The sequence below is a fragment of the Solibacillus sp. FSL R5-0691 genome (assembly GCF_037974225.1).
Taxonomy (GTDB): domain Bacteria; phylum Bacillota; class Bacilli; order Bacillales_A; family Planococcaceae; genus Solibacillus.
Genome location: NZ_CP150231.1, coordinates 3,053,796 through 3,077,012, shown reverse-complemented (window position 1 = coordinate 3,077,012; position 23,217 = coordinate 3,053,796). Strand labels below are relative to the sequence as shown.

22 protein-coding genes are annotated in these 23,217 nt (G+C 39.7%); 17 read left to right on the top strand and 5 right to left on the bottom strand.

Features of this window, described 5'->3' with window-relative positions; translation table 11 throughout:
* Positions 1-9: 9 nt before the first annotated feature.
* Positions 10-1,578 (top strand): alkaline phosphatase family protein, encoded by a 1,569-nt coding sequence (locus MKY51_RS15535; RefSeq protein ID WP_339173708.1) that lies wholly within the window; start codon positions 10-12, stop codon positions 1,576-1,578.
* 32 nt (positions 1,579-1,610) lie between these two features.
* Here the strand turns inward: MKY51_RS15535 and MKY51_RS15530 are convergent, their stop codons facing one another.
* Positions 1,611-2,495, bottom strand: coding sequence for a patatin-like phospholipase family protein (locus MKY51_RS15530; protein ID WP_339173706.1), 885 nt, complete (start codon positions 2,493-2,495; stop codon positions 1,611-1,613).
* A 304-nt stretch (positions 2,496-2,799) separates the two neighbouring features.
* Positions 2,800-3,045 (bottom strand): hypothetical protein, encoded by a 246-nt coding sequence (locus tag MKY51_RS15525; protein ID WP_339173703.1) that lies wholly within the window; start codon positions 3,043-3,045, stop codon positions 2,800-2,802.
* Between the two features lie 229 nt (positions 3,046-3,274).
* Between MKY51_RS15525 and MKY51_RS15520 the strand changes: the two genes are divergently transcribed.
* A complete protein-coding gene (locus tag MKY51_RS15520) occupies positions 3,275-4,672 on the top strand; it encodes a hypothetical protein (protein WP_339173701.1) in 1,398 nt (465 codons plus the stop codon).
* Positions 4,673-4,778: 106 nt separating this feature from the next.
* Here MKY51_RS15520 and MKY51_RS15515 read toward each other — a convergent pair whose 3' ends face one another.
* Positions 4,779-5,339, bottom strand: a complete 561-nt coding sequence (locus MKY51_RS15515; protein ID WP_079523782.1) for a DUF3298 and DUF4163 domain-containing protein — start codon at positions 5,337-5,339, stop codon at positions 4,779-4,781.
* Positions 5,340-5,587: 248 nt separating this feature from the next.
* On the opposite strand from MKY51_RS15515, the gene MKY51_RS15510 reads away from it, so the two are divergent.
* On the top strand, positions 5,588-6,844 hold the full coding sequence (locus tag MKY51_RS15510) for an MFS transporter (protein ID WP_339173700.1): 1,257 nt from the start codon (positions 5,588-5,590) through the stop codon (positions 6,842-6,844).
* Between the two features lie 68 nt (positions 6,845-6,912).
* Complete coding sequence (locus tag MKY51_RS15505) at positions 6,913-7,152, top strand: hypothetical protein (protein ID WP_339176681.1); 240 nt, start codon at positions 6,913-6,915, stop codon at positions 7,150-7,152.
* 68 nt (positions 7,153-7,220) lie between these two features.
* Here MKY51_RS15505 and MKY51_RS15500 read toward each other — a convergent pair whose 3' ends face one another.
* Positions 7,221-7,532, bottom strand: a complete 312-nt coding sequence (locus MKY51_RS15500) for a DUF1540 domain-containing protein (protein WP_339173698.1) — start codon at positions 7,530-7,532, stop codon at positions 7,221-7,223.
* A 215-nt stretch (positions 7,533-7,747) separates the two neighbouring features.
* Between MKY51_RS15500 and MKY51_RS15495 the strand changes: the two genes are divergently transcribed.
* The 3 genes from MKY51_RS15495 (at position 7,748) to MKY51_RS15485 (ending at position 11,056) form a co-directional block, all read left to right on the top strand.
* The gene (locus MKY51_RS15495; protein ID WP_339173696.1) at positions 7,748-9,235 is read left to right on the top strand and encodes a long-chain fatty acid--CoA ligase; all 1,488 of its coding nucleotides are present in this window, start codon (positions 7,748-7,750) and stop codon (positions 9,233-9,235) included.
* Between the two features lie 159 nt (positions 9,236-9,394).
* Positions 9,395-9,892 carry a DUF1456 family protein gene (locus tag MKY51_RS15490; protein WP_339173694.1) on the top strand — a complete coding sequence of 166 codons (498 nt, stop codon included), beginning with the start codon at positions 9,395-9,397 and terminating at the stop codon, positions 9,890-9,892.
* Between the two features lie 264 nt (positions 9,893-10,156).
* Positions 10,157-11,056, top strand: coding sequence for a radical SAM/SPASM domain-containing protein (locus MKY51_RS15485; protein WP_079523669.1), 900 nt, complete (start codon positions 10,157-10,159; stop codon positions 11,054-11,056).
* A 52-nt stretch (positions 11,057-11,108) separates the two neighbouring features.
* Here MKY51_RS15485 and MKY51_RS15480 read toward each other — a convergent pair whose 3' ends face one another.
* On the bottom strand, positions 11,109-11,684 hold the full coding sequence (locus tag MKY51_RS15480; RefSeq protein ID WP_339173692.1) for a metallophosphoesterase family protein: 576 nt from the start codon (positions 11,682-11,684) through the stop codon (positions 11,109-11,111).
* 211 nt (positions 11,685-11,895) lie between these two features.
* Between MKY51_RS15480 and MKY51_RS15475 the strand changes: the two genes are divergently transcribed.
* The 10 genes from MKY51_RS15475 (at position 11,896) to MKY51_RS15430 (ending at position 23,216) form a co-directional block, all read left to right on the top strand.
* Positions 11,896-12,741, top strand: a complete 846-nt coding sequence (locus MKY51_RS15475; RefSeq protein ID WP_339173691.1) for a MurR/RpiR family transcriptional regulator — start codon at positions 11,896-11,898, stop codon at positions 12,739-12,741.
* 57 nt (positions 12,742-12,798) lie between these two features.
* On the top strand, positions 12,799-14,199 hold the full coding sequence (locus MKY51_RS15470) for an extracellular solute-binding protein (RefSeq protein ID WP_339173690.1): 1,401 nt from the start codon (positions 12,799-12,801) through the stop codon (positions 14,197-14,199).
* Positions 14,200-14,278: 79 nt separating this feature from the next.
* Positions 14,279-15,172 carry a sugar ABC transporter permease gene (locus tag MKY51_RS15465; protein ID WP_339173689.1) on the top strand — a complete coding sequence of 298 codons (894 nt, stop codon included), beginning with the start codon at positions 14,279-14,281 and terminating at the stop codon, positions 15,170-15,172.
* A 13-nt stretch (positions 15,173-15,185) separates the two neighbouring features.
* Entirely contained in the window at positions 15,186-16,010 is an 825-nt protein-coding gene (locus MKY51_RS15460) for a carbohydrate ABC transporter permease (protein WP_339173688.1), read from the top strand.
* A gap of 10 nt (positions 16,011-16,020) precedes the next feature.
* The gene (locus tag MKY51_RS15455; RefSeq protein ID WP_339173687.1) at positions 16,021-17,052 is read left to right on the top strand and encodes a serine hydrolase domain-containing protein; all 1,032 of its coding nucleotides are present in this window, start codon (positions 16,021-16,023) and stop codon (positions 17,050-17,052) included.
* Positions 17,053-17,065: 13 nt separating this feature from the next.
* The gene (locus tag MKY51_RS15450; RefSeq protein ID WP_339173686.1) at positions 17,066-18,043 is read left to right on the top strand and encodes a BadF/BadG/BcrA/BcrD ATPase family protein; all 978 of its coding nucleotides are present in this window, start codon (positions 17,066-17,068) and stop codon (positions 18,041-18,043) included.
* On the top strand, positions 18,040-18,945 hold the full coding sequence (gene murQ, locus MKY51_RS15445) for an N-acetylmuramic acid 6-phosphate etherase (protein WP_339173684.1): 906 nt from the start codon (positions 18,040-18,042) through the stop codon (positions 18,943-18,945). The genes MKY51_RS15450 and murQ overlap by 4 nt, the downstream gene beginning before the upstream one ends.
* 161 nt (positions 18,946-19,106) lie before the next feature.
* Positions 19,107-20,249: an acyl-CoA dehydrogenase family protein gene (locus MKY51_RS15440; protein ID WP_339173683.1), complete on the top strand. Its 1,143-nt coding sequence runs from the start codon at positions 19,107-19,109 to the stop codon at positions 20,247-20,249.
* Positions 20,250-20,272: 23 nt separating this feature from the next.
* Positions 20,273-21,454, top strand: a complete 1,182-nt coding sequence (locus tag MKY51_RS15435) for an acetyl-CoA C-acetyltransferase (RefSeq protein WP_339173681.1) — start codon at positions 20,273-20,275, stop codon at positions 21,452-21,454.
* A 526-nt stretch (positions 21,455-21,980) separates the two neighbouring features.
* Complete coding sequence (locus MKY51_RS15430; protein ID WP_339173678.1) at positions 21,981-23,216, top strand: DEAD/DEAH box helicase; 1,236 nt, start codon at positions 21,981-21,983, stop codon at positions 23,214-23,216.
* Position 23,217 lies beyond the last annotated feature (1 nt).

Below are 23,217 nucleotides of genomic sequence, written 5' to 3'. Positions count from 1 at the left end.
GGTGACACGATGAAACGAAAAGTAATAGTTGCGATGATTTTAATTGTTGTTATCTGTGCTAGTTTCTTATTAGCGCTTTCAATTTCCCCACTAAAAAAACTGGAAGGTCGAATAATGAATAACACGAAAAAGCCTGTAGTATTCATTGTCATAGATTCACTGATGAATGAACAATTGCAAAAAGTGATTAAAGAAGGTGATGCACCAGCTTTAGCCTATTTAATGAAAAATGGACAGCTTCATCAGGAAATGATTAGCTCCTATCCGACGATGTCCGTCACGATTGATAGTACACTATTAACCGGTACATACCCAAATCAGCATAAAGTACCGGGATTGATTTGGTTTAAAGAAGGAGAGAATCGCATAATTAGTTATGGAAGCGGAATTAGTGAAATATGGCATAATGGTATTAAAAATGTGGCACTTGATAGCGTTGTCCACCTAAATGACAGCCATTTAAGTAAAGATGTGAAAACACTACACGAAGAATTGACAAAGAGGAACCTTTCTTCCGCTTCGATAAATGGTCTGTTATATCGGGGGAATTTTCAGCATCGCCTTAATGTCCCGGGACTCATTACTATGGCGGATCTTTTACCTAAGGAGATTCATATCAATGGCCCCACGGTTTTTTCGCTTGGAACATTAGCGCAATACAGTACAGAAAATAATCACCATAATTTTATATGGCAGCGTCTAGGTGTCAATAATGAGTTTACGGCAAATGAATTGAGATATTTAATTCAACAAAAGAAGTTGCCGTCTTTTACGCTCGCTTATTTACCCGATGCGGATGCTCCCATACACAAATATGGTCCAGATTATATAAAGGGTATAAAAAAAGTGGATCAGGCTGTACAACACATTTTAAATAGCTTTCCTTCATGGGAAGATGCTATTCAGGATGTAACGTGGATTGTATTGGGCGATAGTGGTCAGTCTTACATACTAGATGATAAAAATACATCACTGATTGACTTGAATCAAGCATTGGAAGATTATACTTTTTGGGAGAGAAAAAATCCGAATGCCCAACTTGCAATTGCCGTTAACGAGCGTATGGCTTATATTTATGCAATCGATGAGCAAGTTGAGCTATCCGAAATCGTGAATATTTTAAAAGAGGATGAGCGAATTGGTTTTATCGCATGGAAAAATGGACAAACAAACTATGTTGTTAGTCCACATAGTGATGGAAAGTTGGAATTTTCACCAAAAGGTAAGTACGTAGATGATTATAATCAGTCATGGCAAGTTGCAGGAGATATCTCAATTCTGGATTTAAATATATCGAAAGAACAACATATTGTTTATCAGGATTACCCGGATGCACTTGCAAGGCTTCATGGAGCGCTTCATTCACAGGAAGGGCGTTTTATTATCGTGGATGCTAAACCTTCTTATGAGTTTATTGAAAAGCATAGCCATAATCATGCGGGTGGTGGAGCTCATGGCTCACTTCACAAAGTAGATTCGACTGTTCCGATTATCGTAACTGGGACAAGTGTATTACCTGAATCTGATCGTTTAGTTGATATAAAAAAGTGGATACTTCAATTACTGGGTGATTCATAACAAAAAATCATCCGGTTTTTTATTGAAGATTTTTACCAAACTGGAGACCAGGTTTTTAAAAATTGTGCTGTCCGTTCTTTTCCGATACTCATTAATTTATTTTTAGTCGCCTCATCTAAATCGAATTGGGTTGCACTATATTCTTCAACCGGTATAAAGATAATATCTTTCTCATGTCTACGGGAAATATAACGATTATCATGTGCAGTTTGCATCGTAGAGAATAATGCTTCAAAAAGTTGAATCCCATTATTAATATCATGCGGCTTCATATCCTCGCTTGAACTACTAAGTTTCATGCCGAGAACAGGCCGCTCCTTATTTCCATTATCGTAAATCCACATTGGAAAATTACTTAAAACGCCGCCATCTACAATAACAGACTCTCTTTTCCCATTTTTTAAGTAGACAGGTTCAAAGAAGAAGGGAAGACCGCAGCTCATCCGTAATGCACGGGAGACCGGGAAACTGTTTGGATCAATATCGTATTGATGTAAATCTTCGGGGAGCACTAAAATCTTGCCGTTCGTTAAATCGGAAGCTACCAGTTTTAAACTCCCTTTTGGTAAGTCTCCGAATGTGTAGATGCCTTTTGTCGCCAGCTTTTCGAGAAACCAGTTTTCCAGGGATTTTCCGCGATACAATCCCATCCTTTTATATAAATTAAGCCATTTTAAAAATGGAAGTTCGATGATGAATTTAGGAGGATCGAGTAAAACTTTTAAATTCAGCTCATCAAAAATCTCCTCAAGTTCTTTCGTGTTAAAGCCTGCCGCGATAAAAGTGGCTAATATGGCACCAGCACTTGTACCGGCTACACGTTCGAATTTGACCCCTTTTTCCTCAAGCGCCTGAATGGCACCGACATAGGCAAAACCTTTAATTCCGCCGCCTGAAAAAACCCCGTCGACAATCATTCGTTCTCTCCTTTCTTTTATTGATAAATCCAATGTAGGATTTGAAAGTTTAGCAAACTGAAACGATCGTTAAATCTGTCGTCATAACAGTATATGTCGGTGAAAAGAAAATGGGTTTATTAATTAAGGAACAAAGTGAACAGATGATTTACTTTTTGAGGAAATTATAGTTTGTGGGTTAAAAGGTTTTTGTTAATAGGTGGTGGAACATCTGTGTTCCGGGGACGGGAGAAGGCATTGCAATGATGTGATTATTTAATAGTTTAGTTAGTACATGTCCGAAACTTTATTTCGGACATGTTTTTTAGTGTTCCTGTATAAACAGGACCTTCTCGAAGTCGCATTCTTTGCAAACGAGTAAATGTGGACAAATCTCCTCTTTGGCGGTATTTGGATAGCCATCAAAAAGCTTAACGGTATCTTCATCATTATAATGTCCGTACGGATCTGAATAATCGGCTACCTTTCCTCCATCTTGCAGCGGATTGTTACATGTCGGACAGCCTATACTGACTTTTTCTAATGCATTGCATAACGGGCAAATCGCCATAAGCACACCTCTATTTTCATCGTTTATATGTAATATGTCTCTTTCACGCCCATAAATAAACACAAATAATCAATGAAGTTATTTTTATGAATTCTTTACTAACATTGGGCTATGATTTAGAGAATCTAGGCGAATAACTTGATAACCCAAAAAATATATATTGTTACTAGGCGCTCACAACCTTTCTTTTCTCTCCATATGCTAAGTAAAAAAGGAAAAGAGGTAGAGTATGGGGATTGAAATAACAGCTCTCCACTGGATCTATGTTGTTTTCATCATGCTGATCATTATCTTTATGGTAAGACGGCTGGATACAACATTGATTAGTATTGTGGGGATTTTCGTTATTGCTTTCGTCGCGACAGGGGATTTTGTTTCTTCAATTGGCGGGGTTTTTAATAGCTTTATTTATGCGATAACCGAACTTTTATCTACTATTTTAATTATTTCAATTATCGTTGCGATGAGCCGGGTACTTACTAAAACGGGGATCAATGAAGTAATGATCGCCCCTTTCACAAAGATTATTAAAAACCCGACACTAGGGTTTTGGACAATCGGGATATTAATGATGATCATTTCCTGGTTTTTCTGGCCATCACCTGCAGTAGCGCTGCTCGGAGCGGTTTTATTACCTGTAGCGATAAGGGCGGGACTGCCGGCATTAGGTGTGGCGATGGCAATGAACTTATTCGGTCACGGGATTGCTTTATCCAGTGATTTTATTATTCAAGGTGCACCGAAGTTAACGGCTGATGCTGCCGGACTTCCTGTAGGAGATGTCATATCGGCAAGTATACCTCTTGTCATTACGATGGGGGTTGTGACGACAGCAGTAGCATTTTACTTTTTGAAACGTGATATGAAGCGAGGCACTATCCCTTTAGTAGGAACGTATGATAATAGTACGGAGCAAGAGCTGGAACAATCGGAAAATCTTCTATCGATGACTCAGAAAAAATTCTTCGCTCTTTTAATTCCGGTTGCATTTGTACTGGATGTTGTAGCAATGGCTATTTTTGACCTTCAAGGGGGCGACGCAACAGCTTTAGTAGGAGGCACTTCTGTATTTATCCTGCTGATTCTATGTGTTATTGCTTATAAAAAGAAAGGGCTCGACGAAACGACAAGCTACTTTATTAAAGGATTCCAGTTTGGTTTTAAAGTTTTCGGACCGGTTATCCCGATTGCAGCATTTTTCTATTTAGGGGATGCAGGTTTCCTTACGATTCTTGGTAATCATCTGCCTGAAACTTCACACGGTATTGTGAATGACCTTGGGATGGGACTGGCGGCGCTTGTACCGCTAACAACGGAAATTGCAGTCGTGACATTGACTGGTGTCGGGGCAATTACAGGGCTGGACGGCTCAGGATTCTCAGGGATTTCTTTAGTCGGATCACTAGGTAATTTATTTGGAACTGCAATTGGAGAAGGGACAGCTACATTGACTGCGCTTGGCCAAATTGCGGCCATTTGGGTAGGTGGCGGGACTCTTGTTCCATGGGCGCTTATTCCTGCGGCAGCCATTTGTAATGTTAGCCCGTTCGAACTTGCTAGAAGAAATCTTGTTCCGGTAATCATCGGTTTAATCGTGACGACGATTGTAGCGCTTTTCATTATTTAATATTGGAAAGGGACATCTAAAATTTTTTGCGCAGGACCTCACAACAAGTCTGAAAAGGAATGTACTATATTTTGAACTTAAAAATATAGTACATTTTCACTTAACATCAACCGTTAGTCGCCAATCTGCCAAGCGGACCAGATTCGTCGATAATATCTGCCAAATCAAATACGGAAATCGGAAACATTGGCAGGCCAACAACATAAGGGGTAATCTCATATAACTGAAAATAAATAACGAGTGTTTTATCGGCAATATAGAAATCCTGATCCGGACTTATACCCGGAAAATCACCTAATGTAGGCAGATCCCGCTCCTGGATTTGAATATCGACAAGAGCAGAAAGTCTTCTTACATAATTGGCGCCAGGTTTAAATAAATCCTTGAGTGTACATAGCTTCTTTTTTTCTATATCAAATGTCAGTGATTCAATTGTCGTCATCCCGTGTGCGGCCTTTTCATGATACGTATAATTGGATAGGCTCAAGCTTAATACTTGCCGCTGATTATTTTTTATTTCATATAGCCCCAGCATTTCTTCTACAGTTGTCGGCATATCGCCAACTTGCTGTGCAATCTGTTTTTTTACTAGCTCCTTAATCGCCTCATTCATCTCATTTTCCCATGAATGATCCCACTTGTAAGTAACATGGGGATAATATACCAACTGATTCGGTCCATAATCTAATCGAACAGTACTAACCGGCATTGGACCAATTTGAAGAATAGTTTCACTTCCTTCACCGTTTTTTTGTTGAATAAAAACATGCAACTAACCCTGCATACTGTTATTTATATGTAGGGTATATAACTTTATGAAAGTGTTGGTCTCAAAAGATAAGGAGTAGAGTAATTTCATAAAATGAATATGAAATCCAAATGGTTAAAGAAAAACTTTTATGGGAGTAGTGATGATTGGAAAAACAAAATAGTAAGTACAGGTGGATAGTATTTGTTTCGGTATTGCTTACGTATTTATTGATGGCCAGTCAGCGGACAGCACCCGGTTTAATTACGGATCAGCTGATGCACGACTTTAATATTACTGCTACGACAATCGGTTTAATAACAGGGGTGCAGTTTTTTGTCTATACAAGTCTGCAAATACCAATGGGAATTTTGGCGGATCGCTTCGGTCCTAATTTCTTTCTTATTTGTGGTGCGGTCCTTACCGGAGTCGGGACAATAATTTACAGTGTTGGAACGCATGAGTCGGTATTATTTATTTCAAGGATTTTTACCGGAATAGGGGATGCGACAATTTGGGTCAATATGATGCTTATATTAGGCCAATGGTTTTATAAGAAGGAATTTGTCCGTTTAGTCGGTTTCGCCGGGATGACAGGCAGCTTAGGGTTCTTATTGGCAACTGTTCCATTTTCGGCTTGGATTGGACTTTTGGGATGGAGATGGGCATTTTTCTCGTTAGGACTTCTTGTAAGCATGTGCGGGATACTGCTATATATGATACTCATAAAACAGGCAAAAAGGATTTTTCCTCAAACTATGCCAGTAGTAACGGAGCCCGTTCAACGTGAAAAAACAGCTGGCATCGTGAAAAGGGTTTTTTCAAGCCGGCAAGCATGGGCATTATTTTTATGCCACTTTGGAGTAGTTGGTGGATATGTCGGCTTTATCAGTTCATGGGCTGTGCCATATGGAATGGATCTTTACGAAATGAGCCGTTCCCAGGCGAGTCAGTTAATTATGGTTGGTCTAGTCGGAGCTATTATCGGAGCACCAGTTATAAGCTGGATTGCGAGTATGTATGAATCGATTAAAAAACCTTATATTGCGGTGCAATTGATTGTTTTTTCCAGCTGGTGTATGTTCCTTTTATTTCAAGGGTATCCATCTTTAGTTGGGCTCATCGTTCTTTTCTTCTTGATTGGTTTCGGATATGGGGCGAGTGCATTGACATTTGCTGCTGTGCGTCAGTCGTTCCCGATGACAGAATCCGGCATTGTATCGGGATTTGCCAATACAGGAGGGTTTTTAAGTGCTGTATTATTGCCGATTTTTTTAGGAGCAATTTTGGACTATGTTCAGGCAAGCTCATTAAATATTCAGTCCGGTTATTTTTACGGCTTCATCATTCCGGTTCTGTTTTCTATAGTCGGTTTAATTGGAATTATGCTATACAAAGAAGTACGTGTTCCGGAAACATTGTAGATCTGATTAACTAATAGTTACATAAACAATTATTCATCGTACATCCTAATAGTTGAGGAGGTGGATGAATGAGCGAAAAAAATTTCACACAAGCAGGAACAGATGTTAATGAAGTCAAGCGTTTGAATGCCGCTTCAGGTCCTTCGTATAATGAAACACTTGCTATGCTTGCCAAAGAACAGGAAGTAAAGACGACTGATGAAATGCCGCTTCGCCCTTTAACGGAAAATCTGGAAGTCGACAGTGGTACTTACAAGGTTAATGAAGTGCCTGGCAATGGACAGTTAGGTGGCAACGGCCCGCATTAAATCGTGAATAAAAAGGAAGCTGTCTAAATAAGTGGTATACACTTTCTAGACAGCTTCTTCAAAATTACTTAGTGACGCTTTTCTGCATCTTTTTTACAAATAAAGGTTTTGCAGCAAGTGTCGCTAGAAGACTTGGCTTCTTTTTGTTTAGGGGCTTGCAAATCAAAGTCAGAAGCAAATTCCGACCGCTCTTTTTTGTTGGTTATACTTTCCATATCGATTTCAATTTTTTCGGCCCCACAAAAATTCCCCTTAGCATGGAAAAAGCAATCTGATACAGTACATTTCACCTCTAAAGCTGGCATAGTTTTTCCTCCTCTTTGATTTAGCAATTGTGAAGTAAAAGGCGCATGATTGCTTTCCTTTTGTATCTTCATCATTAATTTGTCCACTCTGAATGTTTTTATGTTCAAATAAAATGGATCAATTAGCTTTATTTGACAACTAGCTTATCCAAAATAAACCTTTATCATTCGCACATTTTAAAATTTTCAAATAGGTACTAAAAATAAACAACAGAAAATATTGCATTAAGTAGCTTAAAATTGTTAAAATTTAGAATATTAAGATATTTGTACAATAAGGGGGATTTTAAATGACAGTTTTACAGGCATTAGTTGACCAAGCTCTGAAGACACCGAATGCAACGGCTATTCAATTTGAAAATGAAGTATGGTCATATGAAGAGCTTTTGAGTAACTCGCGGAAAATTGCTGGTTATCTGATCGACAAAGGTTTTCAAAAAGATGATATTGTAGCAGAGTTTGCGCTCAATTCCCATTTATTTATGGCAGTTTATTATGGTGTGCAGCTCGCAGGCTTAACCGTAATGCCTGTAAATACAAAGCTGGCTCCTCCTGAAGTGGATTTTATTTTTAAGCATTCAGAGGCAAAAATTTTAGTATATGATGAAAAACTGCAAGCGACGATTGATCTTACGACACATGGTTTTCAGGAAATCCTTTCACTTTCAAAAATTAAAGAAATTGTTAACGGAAGTAGCGTTTCTTCAGAACTGCCGCAGTTAGAGCTAGAAGACACGTCCGTTGTGATGTATACATCCGGAACGACAGGAAAACCAAAAGGGGTTATGCTTAGTCACCGGAATATTTTGGAGACAGCGCAAATCTGGTCAGACTCAATGAATATGACGAATGAGGACCGCATGTTTATTTGTACACCTTTGTTCCACTGTGCAGGGAGCCATGTATTTGCGGTGCCGACAATTTATAAAGGGGGATCAGTTCTTATAGAAGAAGCTTTTTCACCGGATCAGACATTGAAAAATCTAGTTGAAACAAAGGCTACTATTTTCTTTGGTGTACCGGCGATGTATTCAATTTTATTGAACAAACCTGAGCTGCAGTCCTATGATTTTAGTCAATTGCGACTGTTCTGCTATGGGGCGGCACCGATGCCGTATGAGCTTGTTAAGCGTCTGAAGGATACATTCCCGAATGTAAAAGTACAGAATTTGTACGGGCAAACGGAAAATACACCTGCAGCGAGTTCATTGCTCGATGATGCAGCACTATTTAAGATCGGTTCAGTAGGTAAACCGTTAGCGCGGACTGAAATTCAGCTGCGTGATGCAAATGGAGATCTTGTGCCATTAGGAGAAGTCGGTGAAATTTGCGTGAAAGGTCCTCAGGTGATGAAGGGATATTTGCGCGCACCGGAAGAAACTGCAAAGTCGATTCAAGATGGCTGGCTGTATACAGGAGATTTAGGCCGTTTTGATGAGGAAGGCTATTTGTATATTGTAGATCGTAAAAAGGATATGATTATCCGCGGCGGTGAAAACATTTACCCGATTGAAGTGGAGGAGGTACTTTACCAAATGCCTCAAATTCTAGAGGCTGCGGTCGTAGGAATCCCTCATGAAGTGTATGGTGAAGTTCCAAAGGCGTTTGTTGTATTGAAAGAAGGCCAACATTTAATAGAGCAGGACGTGCTGGACTATTGTATGACACAGCTTGCAAAGTATAAAGTTCCGTTTGAAGTCGACTTTATCGATCAATTGCCACGTAATGCATCCGGCAAAGTACTGAAACATACGTTGAGACCAAAACAGACAATTTAAAATACGCGAGCCTCGATTTTTTGTCGAGGCTTTTTTTCATGATTAAAATAGGAGCCTTTTTCCTATCCTTTATAAAAACAAGTCCTTAAAGAGTCCAGCTAACAAACCTGCTCTTTCGTCTGGTATAATAGGCGTTAGCAAAACATGATGGAGGCAATTATGGATAATAATGATATTTTAATCCGTGTACGATATGCATTGGATTTGAAAAATAGAGAAATGATCGAAATTTTTAAATTAGGCGGCGTTACGGTTTCACCGGAGGATATGCCGAAAATTTTAACGAAGTCTTTGGAAAAAGATGAGGAAGCACCTGCTGATTATGATCAGATGAAGGTGAATCATAAAAACTTAGAAGCGTTCTTTAATGGATTAATTACTTATAAACGTGGACCGATGCCGAAAAAAGAAGGGCAGCCAGCGCCAGTGCAGGAAAAACCGGACCATGTGAACAACATGTTGCTGAAAAAGCTGAAAGTGGCGTGCCAGCTGACAACAGAAGAGATGCTGGATGTGCTTGATGACGGTGGCATTGCTGTATCAAAAGGCGAGCTTGGTGCCATTATGCGTAAACCGGGTCACCGTAACTACAAAGAATGCGGCGACAACTTTGCCCGTAAATTCCTAAAAGGCCTATCTGTAAGATACCGCGGATAAAATATGAACTGCCTAGAATTTTTCAATTTCTAGGCGTTTTTTGTTTGCTATGAGTAGTAGTAAAGGTAGGACGTTTACGGCATCCCTTTACTGCTGCTATGCGGTTCCCGCCAAAAATCACCGGTATCTAATAAGTACGTAAATAAGAAGGGTTGCTTAGTGAATTATCTTAAGTATACAAACACACAGCTTCCTTTTTACATAAGAAATTTGTTACAATGAGAAGTATTGTTTAGGATCAAAAAAAGGAATGGTGAACGAGCGTTGAAAACTTTTAAGAAAGTGTATATCGAAATTACAAGTGTATGTAATTTAGCATGCAGCTTTTGTCCACCTACAGAGCGAGCAAAAGGATTAATAAAGGTAGAGCAATTTGCTCATATTTTAGATGAAATTAGCGGCTATACAAAATATATATACCTACACGTAAAAGGGGAGCCTTTATTGCATCCGCGCATCGGGCAGTTACTCGATATTGCCCATGAAAAAGGCTTTAAAGTAAATATTACGACAAACGGGACATTAATTAAAAAGAACCGTGAAAAGCTGCTGGGCAAACCGGCACTTAGACAAATAAATTTTTCGCTTCATAGCTTTGATGGGCATGAAGGTTCTGAAAACCGTGAAAAGTACTTAGGCGATATTTTGGAATTTGTACGGGATGTACGAAAGCATAATGTCATTATTTCTTACCGCTTATGGAATTTACAGCGCAATAATGTTTCTGAGCTGGCAAACCGCAGAAACCGTGAAACACTTGAAATTCTTGAAAAAGAGTACGAGCTTGACTATGAAATTCAAGAGCGCGTAGAAATGGGTTCAGGCGTAAAAATCGCGAAAAATATTTATTTAAACCAAGACCATGAATTCCGTTGGCCGAGCCTGCTTGAAAAAGCGGATGAAGGTAAAGGATTCTGTCATGCATTGCGTACACATGCAGCTATTTTAGTAGACGGCTCTGTTGTACCTTGCTGTTTGGATGGTGAGGGTGTCATTAATTTAGGGAATGTCCATGATCAGAAGTTCGGCGACATTATTACTACAGACCGTGCGCAAAACTTGGTTGATGGTTTTTCGCGTCGTGAAGCAATTGAAGAGCTATGTAAAAAATGCGGTTTCCGCCAAAAGTTCGGCATGGATTCCGAGCTACCGGATGTTTTATAGTCCGTTATATTGAAAGATTAAAAAGGCTGTCCTGATTTGGGACAGCCTTTTCCTATTGTGCTTGCATAAATGTAACTGTCATTTCCTCGCTGTCATATAAACACCATTCTTTATTATCTACAACAGGACCGACATTAATCTGATATTGATTTTTTCCGACTGCCAATGGAATATCGTAAGGGACGGAATGACGTAGCCCATCTTTATAGATCGCTGCTTCATGACTATGTCCAAAAAACAGTAATGGCGTTTCAATGTTCGGGAAGGTAGGATTGAATGTTTCATCCCATTCAAATTGGTGCCCATGAATTAAAGTGGCATGCTCAATTACAAGCGCATTTTCGTATTGCAGAAATCGCTCATCCCCTGTAACTAAAGCAATACGTTCTTCCTGATTCCCGATAATTGAAGGGAATGTTAAGAGGCTCATAAACCTTTCATCAATGATCGCAGCATCCTTTAGCTGTGCATGCCGAACCGTTTGAGCCTTTTTCTTGCCGATTTTACATTCAAACAAATCTCCTAATCCAATAATCTCTGCATTGGGCGCTACTTGTTGTATATGGTTTAATACCTTTTTCGTATTTTTATAATGCGAATGTAAGTCGCTCAAAATTGCGTATTTCATAAAGATTCACCACCGTATAATTGAATTTCTACAATATTATAGCAATAGTCAATTTACCAATAAAATAAAACATTTATCCCCTTTGATTTTCAGAAAATTTAAATAAAATCTTGACGACTAGCAAAATAGGTTTTATTATGAAGTTAAATTTCATATATTTTACATGAAAAAGGAAGTTTTACAACATTTTGTCTGAGAGTAGGTTATAAACTTGGAAAATAGTATTGAAAGAATAAGATCGGGGATGGAGTTGCTGAAACCTGCTGAAAGGAACGTGGCTTTATACATTTTAAATCATTTAGACGATGTCATTCGCATGCCGATTGCTGTGCTGGCTGAAAAAGCTAAAACAAGCGAAGCAACCATTGTGAGGATGTGCCGGGCATTAAACTTTTCCGGTTTCAAAGATTTAAAACTAAGTATTGCTTCAGCGCCTACTCTGGAAATTCCACACAACCACAACTTTGAATTAGAAAAAGATTCAACGATACTCCAAATGATACAGACGATTCAAATGCACAATATCGATGCAATCAAAAAAACGCTCATGATTAATGGCGAAAGAGAATTTGAAAAAATCATCCACAAAATTAACGATGCAAGAAAGATTATCTTTATAGGCATCGGCGCTTCAGCAATCGTTGCACAGGATTTCGAGCACAAATTGAAGCGGATCAATAAAAACTGCGAAACAATTTTTGATAGTCATGGTCAGCTTATTGCCGCAACTCATGCGACGAGTGAGGATGTTGTATTCGCAATCTCGTACTCAGGTGAAACAAAGGAAATTATAAACGCCCTTACAGTTGCAAAAGAAAATCAAGCAACGATCATTACAATGACACAAAATAAGCGAAATACAATAAAGAGCTTGGCGGATTATGCTCTATACGTTGTCTCTAATGAAGCGGATATTCGTAGTTCGGCAACCGCATCACGTATCGCCCAACTGACATTAATTGATATTTTATATACAGGAATAGCAACACTAAACTATGATAACTCGATTATTGCGCTGAATCGCACACTCGAGGTAATTAAAGGTTTCTCTCGTTAATATCGGTGCTGACTATATTCATATAGTTAACATAATGAAAATGAAGGGGTGTAATGTATGTTTGTTATCAAAAACAGAAAGCAGACTTGGTTTTTAGTAGCATTAATGAGTTTAATGTTATTGCTCGTTGCGTGTTCGAATGACGAGGAATCAAACAGTGACAATGAAGGAAACAGCACTACTGAACAATCAACAGCGCCATCGGATAATACTTCTGGAGAAAATACAGGGGATGGTTTGTCAGGCACACTGGAAATTCAATATTTTGTTGGAGGATATGGTGATGGATGGTGGAAGCAAGTTATAGGAGACTTCCAAAAACAGAACCCGGATTTGGAAATTATAGAACATGCAGGTCCAAATATTAATACAGAGATGAACACACGCTGGATTTCCGAAACACCACCTGATGTCGTATACATCGATGGTGCTGGAGCTAGTGAAACACAAATGATCGCTGAAGGTCAGTTAATGGATATTAGTGAATTTGCAAAAGGAATTACACTTGAAAATGGTACACCATTATTAGATAGCTTTATTTCGCCAGCAGAAGAAGTAGATGGCGGGAAAATCTATAGTTTACCATTAGTATTCGATACTTGGGGAACTTGGTATGACACGAAGTGGTTCGAAGAAAACGGATGGGAAGTACCAACTGACTTTGACAGCTGGATCAGTTCTATGGAAAAAATTAAAGCCGATACAAAAATTGCGCCATTTGTAACGACAGGTCAACATACACAATACTTCCACCGTGGCGTATTGAATCCTGCATTTGCTGCAGCAGGCGGTGAAGAGTTATTAAATGATTTAAACAACGGTGTTATTGAAGCTTGGAAAAAACCTGAAACGCTTGAAGTGTTGAAGAAGGTAGAGAAAATTGCAAAAGCAGGCGTAATCGATAGCGGTTTTGCAGCTTACAATCATACGCAATCACAAATGAACTTCTTAATGCATAAAAATGCTTACATTCCAGTAGGTTTCTGGTTACCGAACGAAATGAAAAATGATACACCGGACAGTTTTGAGTTTGGTTTTACACCAACACCGATGAATGATCCAGGTCAGCCATTAGCGCTTGTACCGGATATTCGTACAATTGCAATTGCCGAAAAAGCGAAAAATCCGGAAGCTGCGAAAGCATTTTTAGAATTCATCTTTACGGAAGAATATGCACAGGCATTTGCTGAATCAACAGGTGCGATTATGAACATGAAAGACGTTGATTTATCTTCAAATACCAATGTTCAGGATTTCTTGAAAAATATTAATGAAATGATCAATAATCCAGGTGCTGTTCATACGTATAAACGTTATACACCAGATGCTGAACAGCAAAAAATTGCAGTTGAAATTACAAATGAAATTAAATTATTAATTATTGATATCTTACTTGGTGATATAACTGCTGAAGAATTCGTCGATAAGATGGTGAAAAAAGCAGAGGAACTAAGCTAAGAAAATTAGGGGATGGAAATGGGGTTGCTAAAAGCTTTTTAGCAACCTTATTTAATCAATAGAGAAAGGAGTAACGACAATGACATTTTCATCAAAAAGCAAATATTTGTTTTTAGCATTTTGTTTACTGCCGACTTTTCTGCTCTTTTTAATTTTTACTGTATATCCTATGTTAGGCGGTTTGTATTACTCATTTTTTGATTGGTCCGGAACAAGTGCAAATAAAACATTTGTCGGCTTAGATAACTATATTCGTCTGTGGAATGACTCCATTATTGTGAAGGCGATCGTAAATGACTTTTTCTTCGTATTTGTAAAAGTCATTGGAATTATGACACTAGCTCTATTTTTTGCAGTGGCATTAACGCAGTTGAAAATTAAAGAAGCGCCATTTTACCGGATTGTATTTTTCTTTCCGAATATTATGTCCGTAGTAGTGATCGGGATTTTATGGCAGTTTATTTATGATCCGAACATGGGGATTGTAAACAGCCTATTAAATCAGGTCGGATTAACAGAATGGGCCCGCCCTTGGTTAGGGGATAAAACATGGGTGCTGCCTAGTATAGCGATTCCGGCAATTTGGGCAGGGATTGGATTATTTATGCTTCTTATTATGGGTGGTATTTCGAATGTACCGAAAAGTTTGTATGAAGCTGCCGATATTGATGGCGCATCCGAATGGCAGCAATTTTGGCATATTACGGTTCCGCTCGTTTGGCCGCAAATTAAAACATCGATTCTTTATATTATTATTACGTCTCTTAACGGTTCGTTTGTACTTGTGCAAGTAATGACAGGTGGTGGACCGGGTAGTGCTTCAGAAGTAATGGGGTCTTATTTATACCAGCGCGCATTTGAAGACTTCCAATTTGGCTATGGAGCAGCAATTGGTGTTCTCATCCTGGTCGTATCGCTCATTACTGTTCTTGTGTCACAGTTTATTTTGAAAAAAGAAAAAGTCGAATATTAACGGGGGGATTTAGATGAAAGTAGTTTCACAAATATTAGTACGTATCCCGTTAATCCTATGGGCGTTTATCGTAATCTTCCCATTAATATGGATGTTTATGGGTGCGTTTAAATCGAATGCAGAAATTTTCACGTCACCATGGTCTATGCCGACTGATTTTAGTTTTACAAATTTTGAACGCGCATGGAATGACTACAATATCGGGCGAGCATTTTTAAACAGTTTCTTTGTTACAGTACTTGGTTCTTTTTTAACACTTCTATTATCGATTCCAACAGCTTACGCATTGGAGCGTGTGCGTTCCAAATTTGGTGAAGTGCTGATCAATGTTTATTTGGCGTCAATGATGATTCCATCCGTGTTAGGTTGGATCCCACTATTTTTCTTATTAATGAAGTTTAATTTACTGGATAACTTGTGGGCACTATCACTTGTTTATGCGATTTCACATGTACCGTTTACGATTTTCATTCTCGTCGGGTTCATTGGAAATATTCCTAAAGAGCTGGAAGAAGCAGCGGTCGTCGATGGTATGAGTCCATATGGAATTCTATTTAAAATTGTGACACCACTCATCAAGTCGGGAATTATAACAGTTACCATTTTGAATGCCATTTCTTATTGGAACGAATTTTTCATGGCGTTAATCTTACTGCAAACAGAAAGTAAAAATACGTTAGGTGTTGCGATGAACTTACTGAAAATAGACGCACAGTATGATAGTGCATGGGGCGTACTATTTGCCGGACTATGTATCGCTGTTATTCCAGTCATCATTTTCTATTCGATTTTCCAACGCCATATCGTAAAAGGTATGACAGAAGGGGCAATCAAATAGGAGGGGAATTATGTCTTTTTCACGAGTAGAAGAGTTTATTGAAACAGCGATCCAAAACAAAGAACTGCCTGGTGCAGTACTGGCTGTAGCAAATGCAAAAGATATTCTTTACTGCAAAGCATTCGGCGTGGCCCATACGGAACCAGAAATCCCAATGACGGAACAGACGATGTTTGATTGTGCTTCATTAACGAAGGTGACGGCAACGGCAAGCGCAGTTTTATTGTTGCTTGAGCAGGGTTTGATTGATTTGGATGATTCGATCGGCTACTACTTTCCGGAACTTAAGCTCATGCATGAAGAAGTCAAGGTTCGTCACTTATTAACACATACGAGCGGCTTTCAGGCTGAAATCAAGTTTTATAAAGAAGAAGTCGCATACGCGGATGTCATTGAACGAATAGCTCAGGAAACAGAACGGAAAAATGTTGAGCAGCAGGTGATCTATAGTGATGTGAACTATATTTTACTAGGAATGCTCATCGAAAAGGTTACAGGAATGTCATTAGCGGACTATGCCGGTAAAAATATTTTTCAGCCGCTACATATGCACAATACCGGATTTAATCCGTCTGCCCAGTTACAGGGAAAAATCGCTGCAACTGAATATCGTACTTATTTAAACAAACATCAGTGGGGTGAAGTGCATGATGAAAATGCACTGCATTTTGGCGGAGTAAGCGGACACGCCGGATTGTTTTCGACTGCTGAAGACTTGGCGAAGTTTGCTCAAGCTTTTATGAAAGATACCGATTCTATTTTTCGCGAGCAGACTAAACAATTAGCGAAACAAAGTTTTACTAGGCAGCATGAGGAACAGCGTGGATTAGGGTGGCAATTGTATTCAGCACCTTCATTTTCCGGTCAATACTTAAGGGATGGTTTTGGACATACAGGTTTCACAGGCACTTCAATTTGGATATCGGATGAGAAGCAATTAGCAATTATATTGGTAACAAATCGCGTTCATTTTGGACGCAGTTGTGAAATTCAACGGTTTCGGCGAATTGTGCATAACTTAATTGCACTTGAAAATGAATAGATAAGGTGAGTATATGTCAGGGAAACTATGGATTGGTATAGACGGTGGCGGCACGAAAACAACCGCCGTAATCGGTGATGAAAGTGGCCATTTGCTTGCAGTTGCCAAAGGAAGTTCCGGAAATTTAACAGCGATTTCAACAGAGCAGCTGTACACACTTATAAATGAATTAATCGACCAGTTGTTAATAAAGACAGGGGCAGCATTAACCGATGTGGAAATGGTGTTTGCTGCAATGGCAGGCGCAGATCGACAAGCTGAACAACAGAAAATATATGATGCATTTAAGCATTCACCAGTTCTTGAGAAACTTAAAATCCAGAGTGATATCCATGCCGCATTGGCAGCGGGATCGTGGGGCAGGGAAGGTACTTTACTTATTGCCGGAACCGGAGCAATTATATTCGGTTATGAGCAGCAAAAAACATTTCGTGTTGGTGGCTGGGGCTATTTACTGGGTGATGAAGGAAGCGGCTATCATTTAGGTAAGCTTGCCATTCGTTCCGTATTGGATGCACATGATGGCAAAGTCCCTTTGAAACCTTTTCAGGAAAACATATTGACCCATTTTAATGTGCTGTCACCAGACCAGCTCATTACAGTAATTTATGGCAGCCCAAATCCTGTCACAGCTATTTCTTCTGTGAGCAGAATCGTGCTGGAAGCTATTGAAGAAGATCAATTAGCAAAATCCATTGTCGATAAAGTTCAAGCAGCATTAATGGAACTTATTGAGAGTGCGTATTCGCGAATCGATCGGACGAAGCCGGTTGTATTACACGGCGGGTTATTTTCGAATGATTCATTTTATGAAAAGTTTACCGTCCGTTTTTCATCACGGTTTCCTGATTTGGTCGCAATGAAGCCAACAATTTCGGGGACAGTTGGAGCATACTTATTAGCGCTGCATGAAAAGAATATTGAAGTAAGTGATCAAGATAAACAAACGATTCAACAAACATGGCGTCTATTGGAAGGTGAGATAACATGAATTACGATCAATTAACGACTGAAAAACGAAATGATAAGACAATGGATTTGGATGTAATGCCTGTCTCGGACATACTTGAAATCATGAATAAAGAAGATATGCTCGTTGTAAAAAGTGTTGAACAAGTTTTACCTACCATTGAAAAAGTAATTAAAAGAGTGGTTGAAAACATTTATAACGGTGGCCGCCTTTTTTATATCGGAGCGGGTACTAGTGGTCGTTTAGGAATGCTTGATGCATCTGAATGTCCTCCTACTTTTATGACTGACCCGGAGCTGGTGCAGACGATTATGGCAGGAGGAAAGGAAGCATTTTTCCAGGCAGTTGAAAATGCGGAAGATCGTTTGGAAGATGGCTTCAACAAATTAAAGGAAAAAAACATAACGCGGTTCGATTCTGTTATCGGTATAACGGCAAGCGGGACGACGCCTTTTGTAATGGGTGCTTTAGAGTACGCCCAATCTGTCGGTGCCTACACGGTAAGTTTGACGAGCAATATTAATTCTGAAGTAAGCCGTTATGCGGATGAAGCGATCGAAGTTGTCGTAGGGCCGGAAATATTAACAGGATCAACGCGATTAAAAGCAGCTACATCACATAAAATGATTTTAAATATGATTAGTACATCAACGATGGTGCAATTAGGGAAAGCATACGAAAATTTAATGGTCGATGTACATGCAAGCAATAAAAAATTAATAGAGCGGGCAAAAAGAATTGTCATCGATGCGACGGACTGCAAATATGAGGAAGCGGAAGCGGTACTTGAAAAAACGAAATTCGCGGTGAAGCCGGCAATTGTCATGCTAAAAACAAACGAAAATTATGAGCGAGTAAAACTTGCGTTAGAACAAGTAAATGGCCATACAAGGAAAGCAATTTTACTTTTAAACAATAGTTAATACCGGGAGTTGTCATGAAGTATTCTGGCAACTCTTTTTTGTTTTTTACAAGAATTTCTGTATATTGCAATAATATTTCTTAGAAAACCATTGTTTCCATATTTTGTGCCTGTTAAAATTGAAATGTAATAATATTCAGAAAAAACAAAGGGGGCGGGAAAATGAACATTTATACAGAAGAGCATGAAATGTTCAGAAAAGCATTACGTAAAATGCTGGATAAAGAGGCCTATCCGTATTTTGAACAATGGGAAAAGGAACGCGATATTCCACGTGAGTTTTGGCTGAAGCTTGGGGAGAATGGTTTTTTATGTCCAATGGTGAGTGAAGAATATGGGGGACTTGCACTGGATTTTGGCTATTCTGCTATATTAACGGAAGAACTTGAACGTGTCGGTGCGGGGTTAGCAAGCGGGATATCACTTCATTCCGATATTGTGACACCTTATATTGAAGCTTACGGGACAGCTGCACAAAAGGAAAAATGGCTACCGAAAAGTGTAACAGGTGAGTATATCTCTGCTATCGCTATGACGGAACCGGGTGCTGGCTCTGATCTCGCTGGCATTCAGACGACAGCGAAAAAAGATGGGGACTTTTACATTTTAAACGGGGAAAAAACGTTTATTACAAATGGCATTCATGCAGATTATGTTGTTGTCGTTTGTAAAACAGACCCGCAGGCAATTCCCGCGTATAAAGGGGTTAGTCTGCTTATTGTGGAAAGTGGGACACCTGGGTTCAAGCGCGGAAAAAAACTCGATAAAATCGGGATGCACAGTGCAGATACAGGCGAGCTTATTTTTGAAGATGCACGTGTACCGGCAGAAAACTTATTAGGAGAAGAGAACCGAGGCTTCTATTATTTAATGGAAAAACTGCAGCAGGAACGACTTATTGTTGCAATCGAAACACAGATTGAGGCGGAATGCTGCTTAAAACTGACAGTAGACTATGTAAAAGAACGGAAAGCATTCGGCAGCCGCATCGCCGATTTCCAGAATACTCAATTCAAGTTGGCAGAAATGGCTACTGAAATTGACCTTGGCCGTACATATGTCGATAGTTTAATTGGCAAACATATTGCAGGACAAGATATCGTGAAGGAAGTATCGATGGCCAAATGGTGGATCAGCGAAATGGCCAAGCGTGTCGTATCGGATTGTCTGCAGCTGCACGGTGGTTATGGTTATATGGAGGAATATGAAATCGCAAGACGATATCGTGATATTCCGGTAGCAGCCATTTACGCGGGTACGACGGAAATCATGAAGGGGATTATCGCGAAACAAATTATAAAATAGATACTTACTAAGGGGATGGAATAATGAAGAACGTATATATCGTAGACGGAGCACGTACAGCATTTACGGCTTTTGGTGGATCGTTTGCAACAACCGATGCAGTACAGCTTGGTACTAAAACAGCAGTGGAAGCGTTAAAGCGGGCTAACGTACAGCCTGAGCAAGTCGACCATGTTATTTACGGGGGTGTAATTACAACGGGCGCGAACTCGGCATATTTAGCCCGTCATATCGGCCTTTATGCAGGGGTGCCAAAGGAAGTGCCGGCATTGACGTTAAACCGTCTATGTGGTTCAGGTATGCAATCGGTCGTCTCGGCGGCTCAAATGATTCAGCTAGGTGAAGGAGATGTTGTACTCGCTGGGGGAGCGGAAAATATGTCCCAATCGCCATATTCGAATTTTGAGCAGCGTTTCAGTGGATCGAAACTAGGTAACCTGGAGTTTACAGATATGCTTCAAGCGACATTAACTGACCAGTATACAGGTTCAGGAATGGGATTGACGGCAGAAAAACTTGCGGAACAATATACGATTTCCCGCGAGGAACAAGATGCATTCGCACTTCTTTCAAACGAACGTGCCGCAAAAGCGCGCGAGAATGGGACTTTTGCGAAAGAGATCGTGCCGGTTGCTGTTGCTACGAGAAAAGGCGAGATTTTAATAGATCAGGATGAACATATTAAAGAAGGCGGTACACTGGAAAGTTTGGCAAAATTACGTCCGGCATTTAAAAAGGACGGTTCAGTTACTGCTGCAAACGCTTCGGGAATTAACGACGGGGCAGCATCGGTCGTTGTTGCAAGCGAAGACTTTGTAAATGAACAAGGATTAAAGCCGTTAGCCCGCATTGTATCATGGGGAATCGCTGGTGTAGATCCGACAATCATGGGAATCGGCCCGGCTCCCGCAATTCGCCAAGCTTTGGAGCGTGCGAACTTAACACTTGAGGACATGGACTTAGTTGAAATTAATGAAGCATTTGCAGCTCAGTATATCGCGGTGGAAAAGGAACTTGGTCTGGATCGTGAGAAAACGAATGTAAATGGGGGGGCACTTGCACTCGGTCACCCGGTCGGTGCAAGTGGAACTAGAATTATCTTATCTGCTGGATATGAACTGCAACGACGCAACGGGAAGTATGCGGTTGCCAGTCTTTGTATCGGTGGCGGACAAGGGATTGCTTTAATTATTGAAAGAGTGTAGAAACTAGGCGTGCTGGAAGGTAGTTTCCGGCATGCCTTTTTGCTGTGGGCCGGGTGAGGTTTTTATTAGAAGATTGAGGAGTGTTATTAGAAGAAATAAAGGGAATATTAGAAAAAACGGTGAGGTTATTAGAACTTCGGTTGATGTTGAAGGTTATGGCTGCGCTTTTTACTCTAAATCGTATGGAAAAGTATCCGGTTTGAATTTTATTAGAACATTGCTGAGGGATATTAGAAAATGTCGCGGCGTTATTAGAAAAAGTTAAGATGATATTAGAACAAAGCGGACCGATATTAGCACAATTACCGGATATATTAGAACATCGCCATTTTATTAGAACAATTTAAAATATATTAGATGATCTCAGAATTTATTAGAAAATCTCCCAGCTTCAACAAGCCATTTTTCAATTGACACATAACTTCCTTTTTCTCATGTCAAACACTGACTGAAATTCCGCCAAATTTCCGCATTAATAATGGAATATGGTACACTAAAGCCAACGAATAAAAGGTGGTAAAACAATATGTCAGCAATTAGCTTATTAAACGAAACACTTCAAAATAAATGGTCTTTTGAAACGACAATGAAAATACAAGAGGAAATGATTCCGGCGATGGTCGAGGGAAAAGATATCGTAGCAGAATCTCCGACAGGCTCAGGAAAAACACTAGCCTACACATTACCGATTTTAAATAAAGTAGACGGTAATAAAAAACAAACTCAAGCATTGATTGTTGCACCTTCTCAAGAACTTGCGATGCAGATTGTTGAAGTAATCCGTGACTGGACAGCAGGAACAGATATCACTGTGCAACAACTAATCGGCGGTGCAAACTCTGCCCGTCAAATCGAAAAATTAAAGAAAAAGCCAACAATTGTAGTCGGGACACCAGGTCGTCTCAATGAATTGGCACGCCAAGGTAAATTAAAACTTAAAGAAATCGAGACAATCGTGTTGGATGAATGCGATCAGCTGCTTAGCCGCGAGTACCGTGTAGTTGTAAAATCGTTTATCGAAAATGCTGCATTTGGCCGTCAAGTCGTTGTCGTATCGGCTACGATTACTGAAGAAATCAAATTAGTAGCAGAGCGTTTAATGTTCGAGCCGATCAGCATCGAAATAAAGCCGGAAGATATGGTGAAGTTCGGTAAAGTTGTTCACTCTTTTGTGAAAGTAGAAGAGCGCGATAAAACCGATATGCTACGTCGTTTAGCTAATATTGAAGGATTGCGCGGATTGGCATTTGTTAATAACATCGACCAAGTACTTATGAAACAGAACAAGCTGGAATACCGTGATGCCCCGATTGTAGCACTTCATTCGGATATGAAAAAAGATGAGCGTAAAAAAGCGCTGGATGCGTTCCGAAAAGGGGAAGCACGCATTTTAATTGCGACGGATATTGCTGCACGAGGTTTAGATATTTCAGGTTTAACACATGTTATTCATGTTGATGTGCCAAGAACAATCGAGCAGTATACACACCGTTCTGGGCGTACAGGACGTGCCGGTGCAGACGGAGAAGTACTGACATTATTATCGTACAAAGACGAAAAGACATTCAAAAAATGGTTGCGCGATCTTTCCTTAAAAGGTGTTCAAAAAGTATGGACTCAAGGACAGCTAATCGAGGGGAATGCAAAGACAGTAACATCGAAAGCCGCACCTGTTGCAGCAAGCAAAGCAGCAGTGAAAAAGCCGTATCAACCAAAGTCCAATAAAAAAGGTATGACTTTCAGTAAGAAAAAGGAGAAATAAT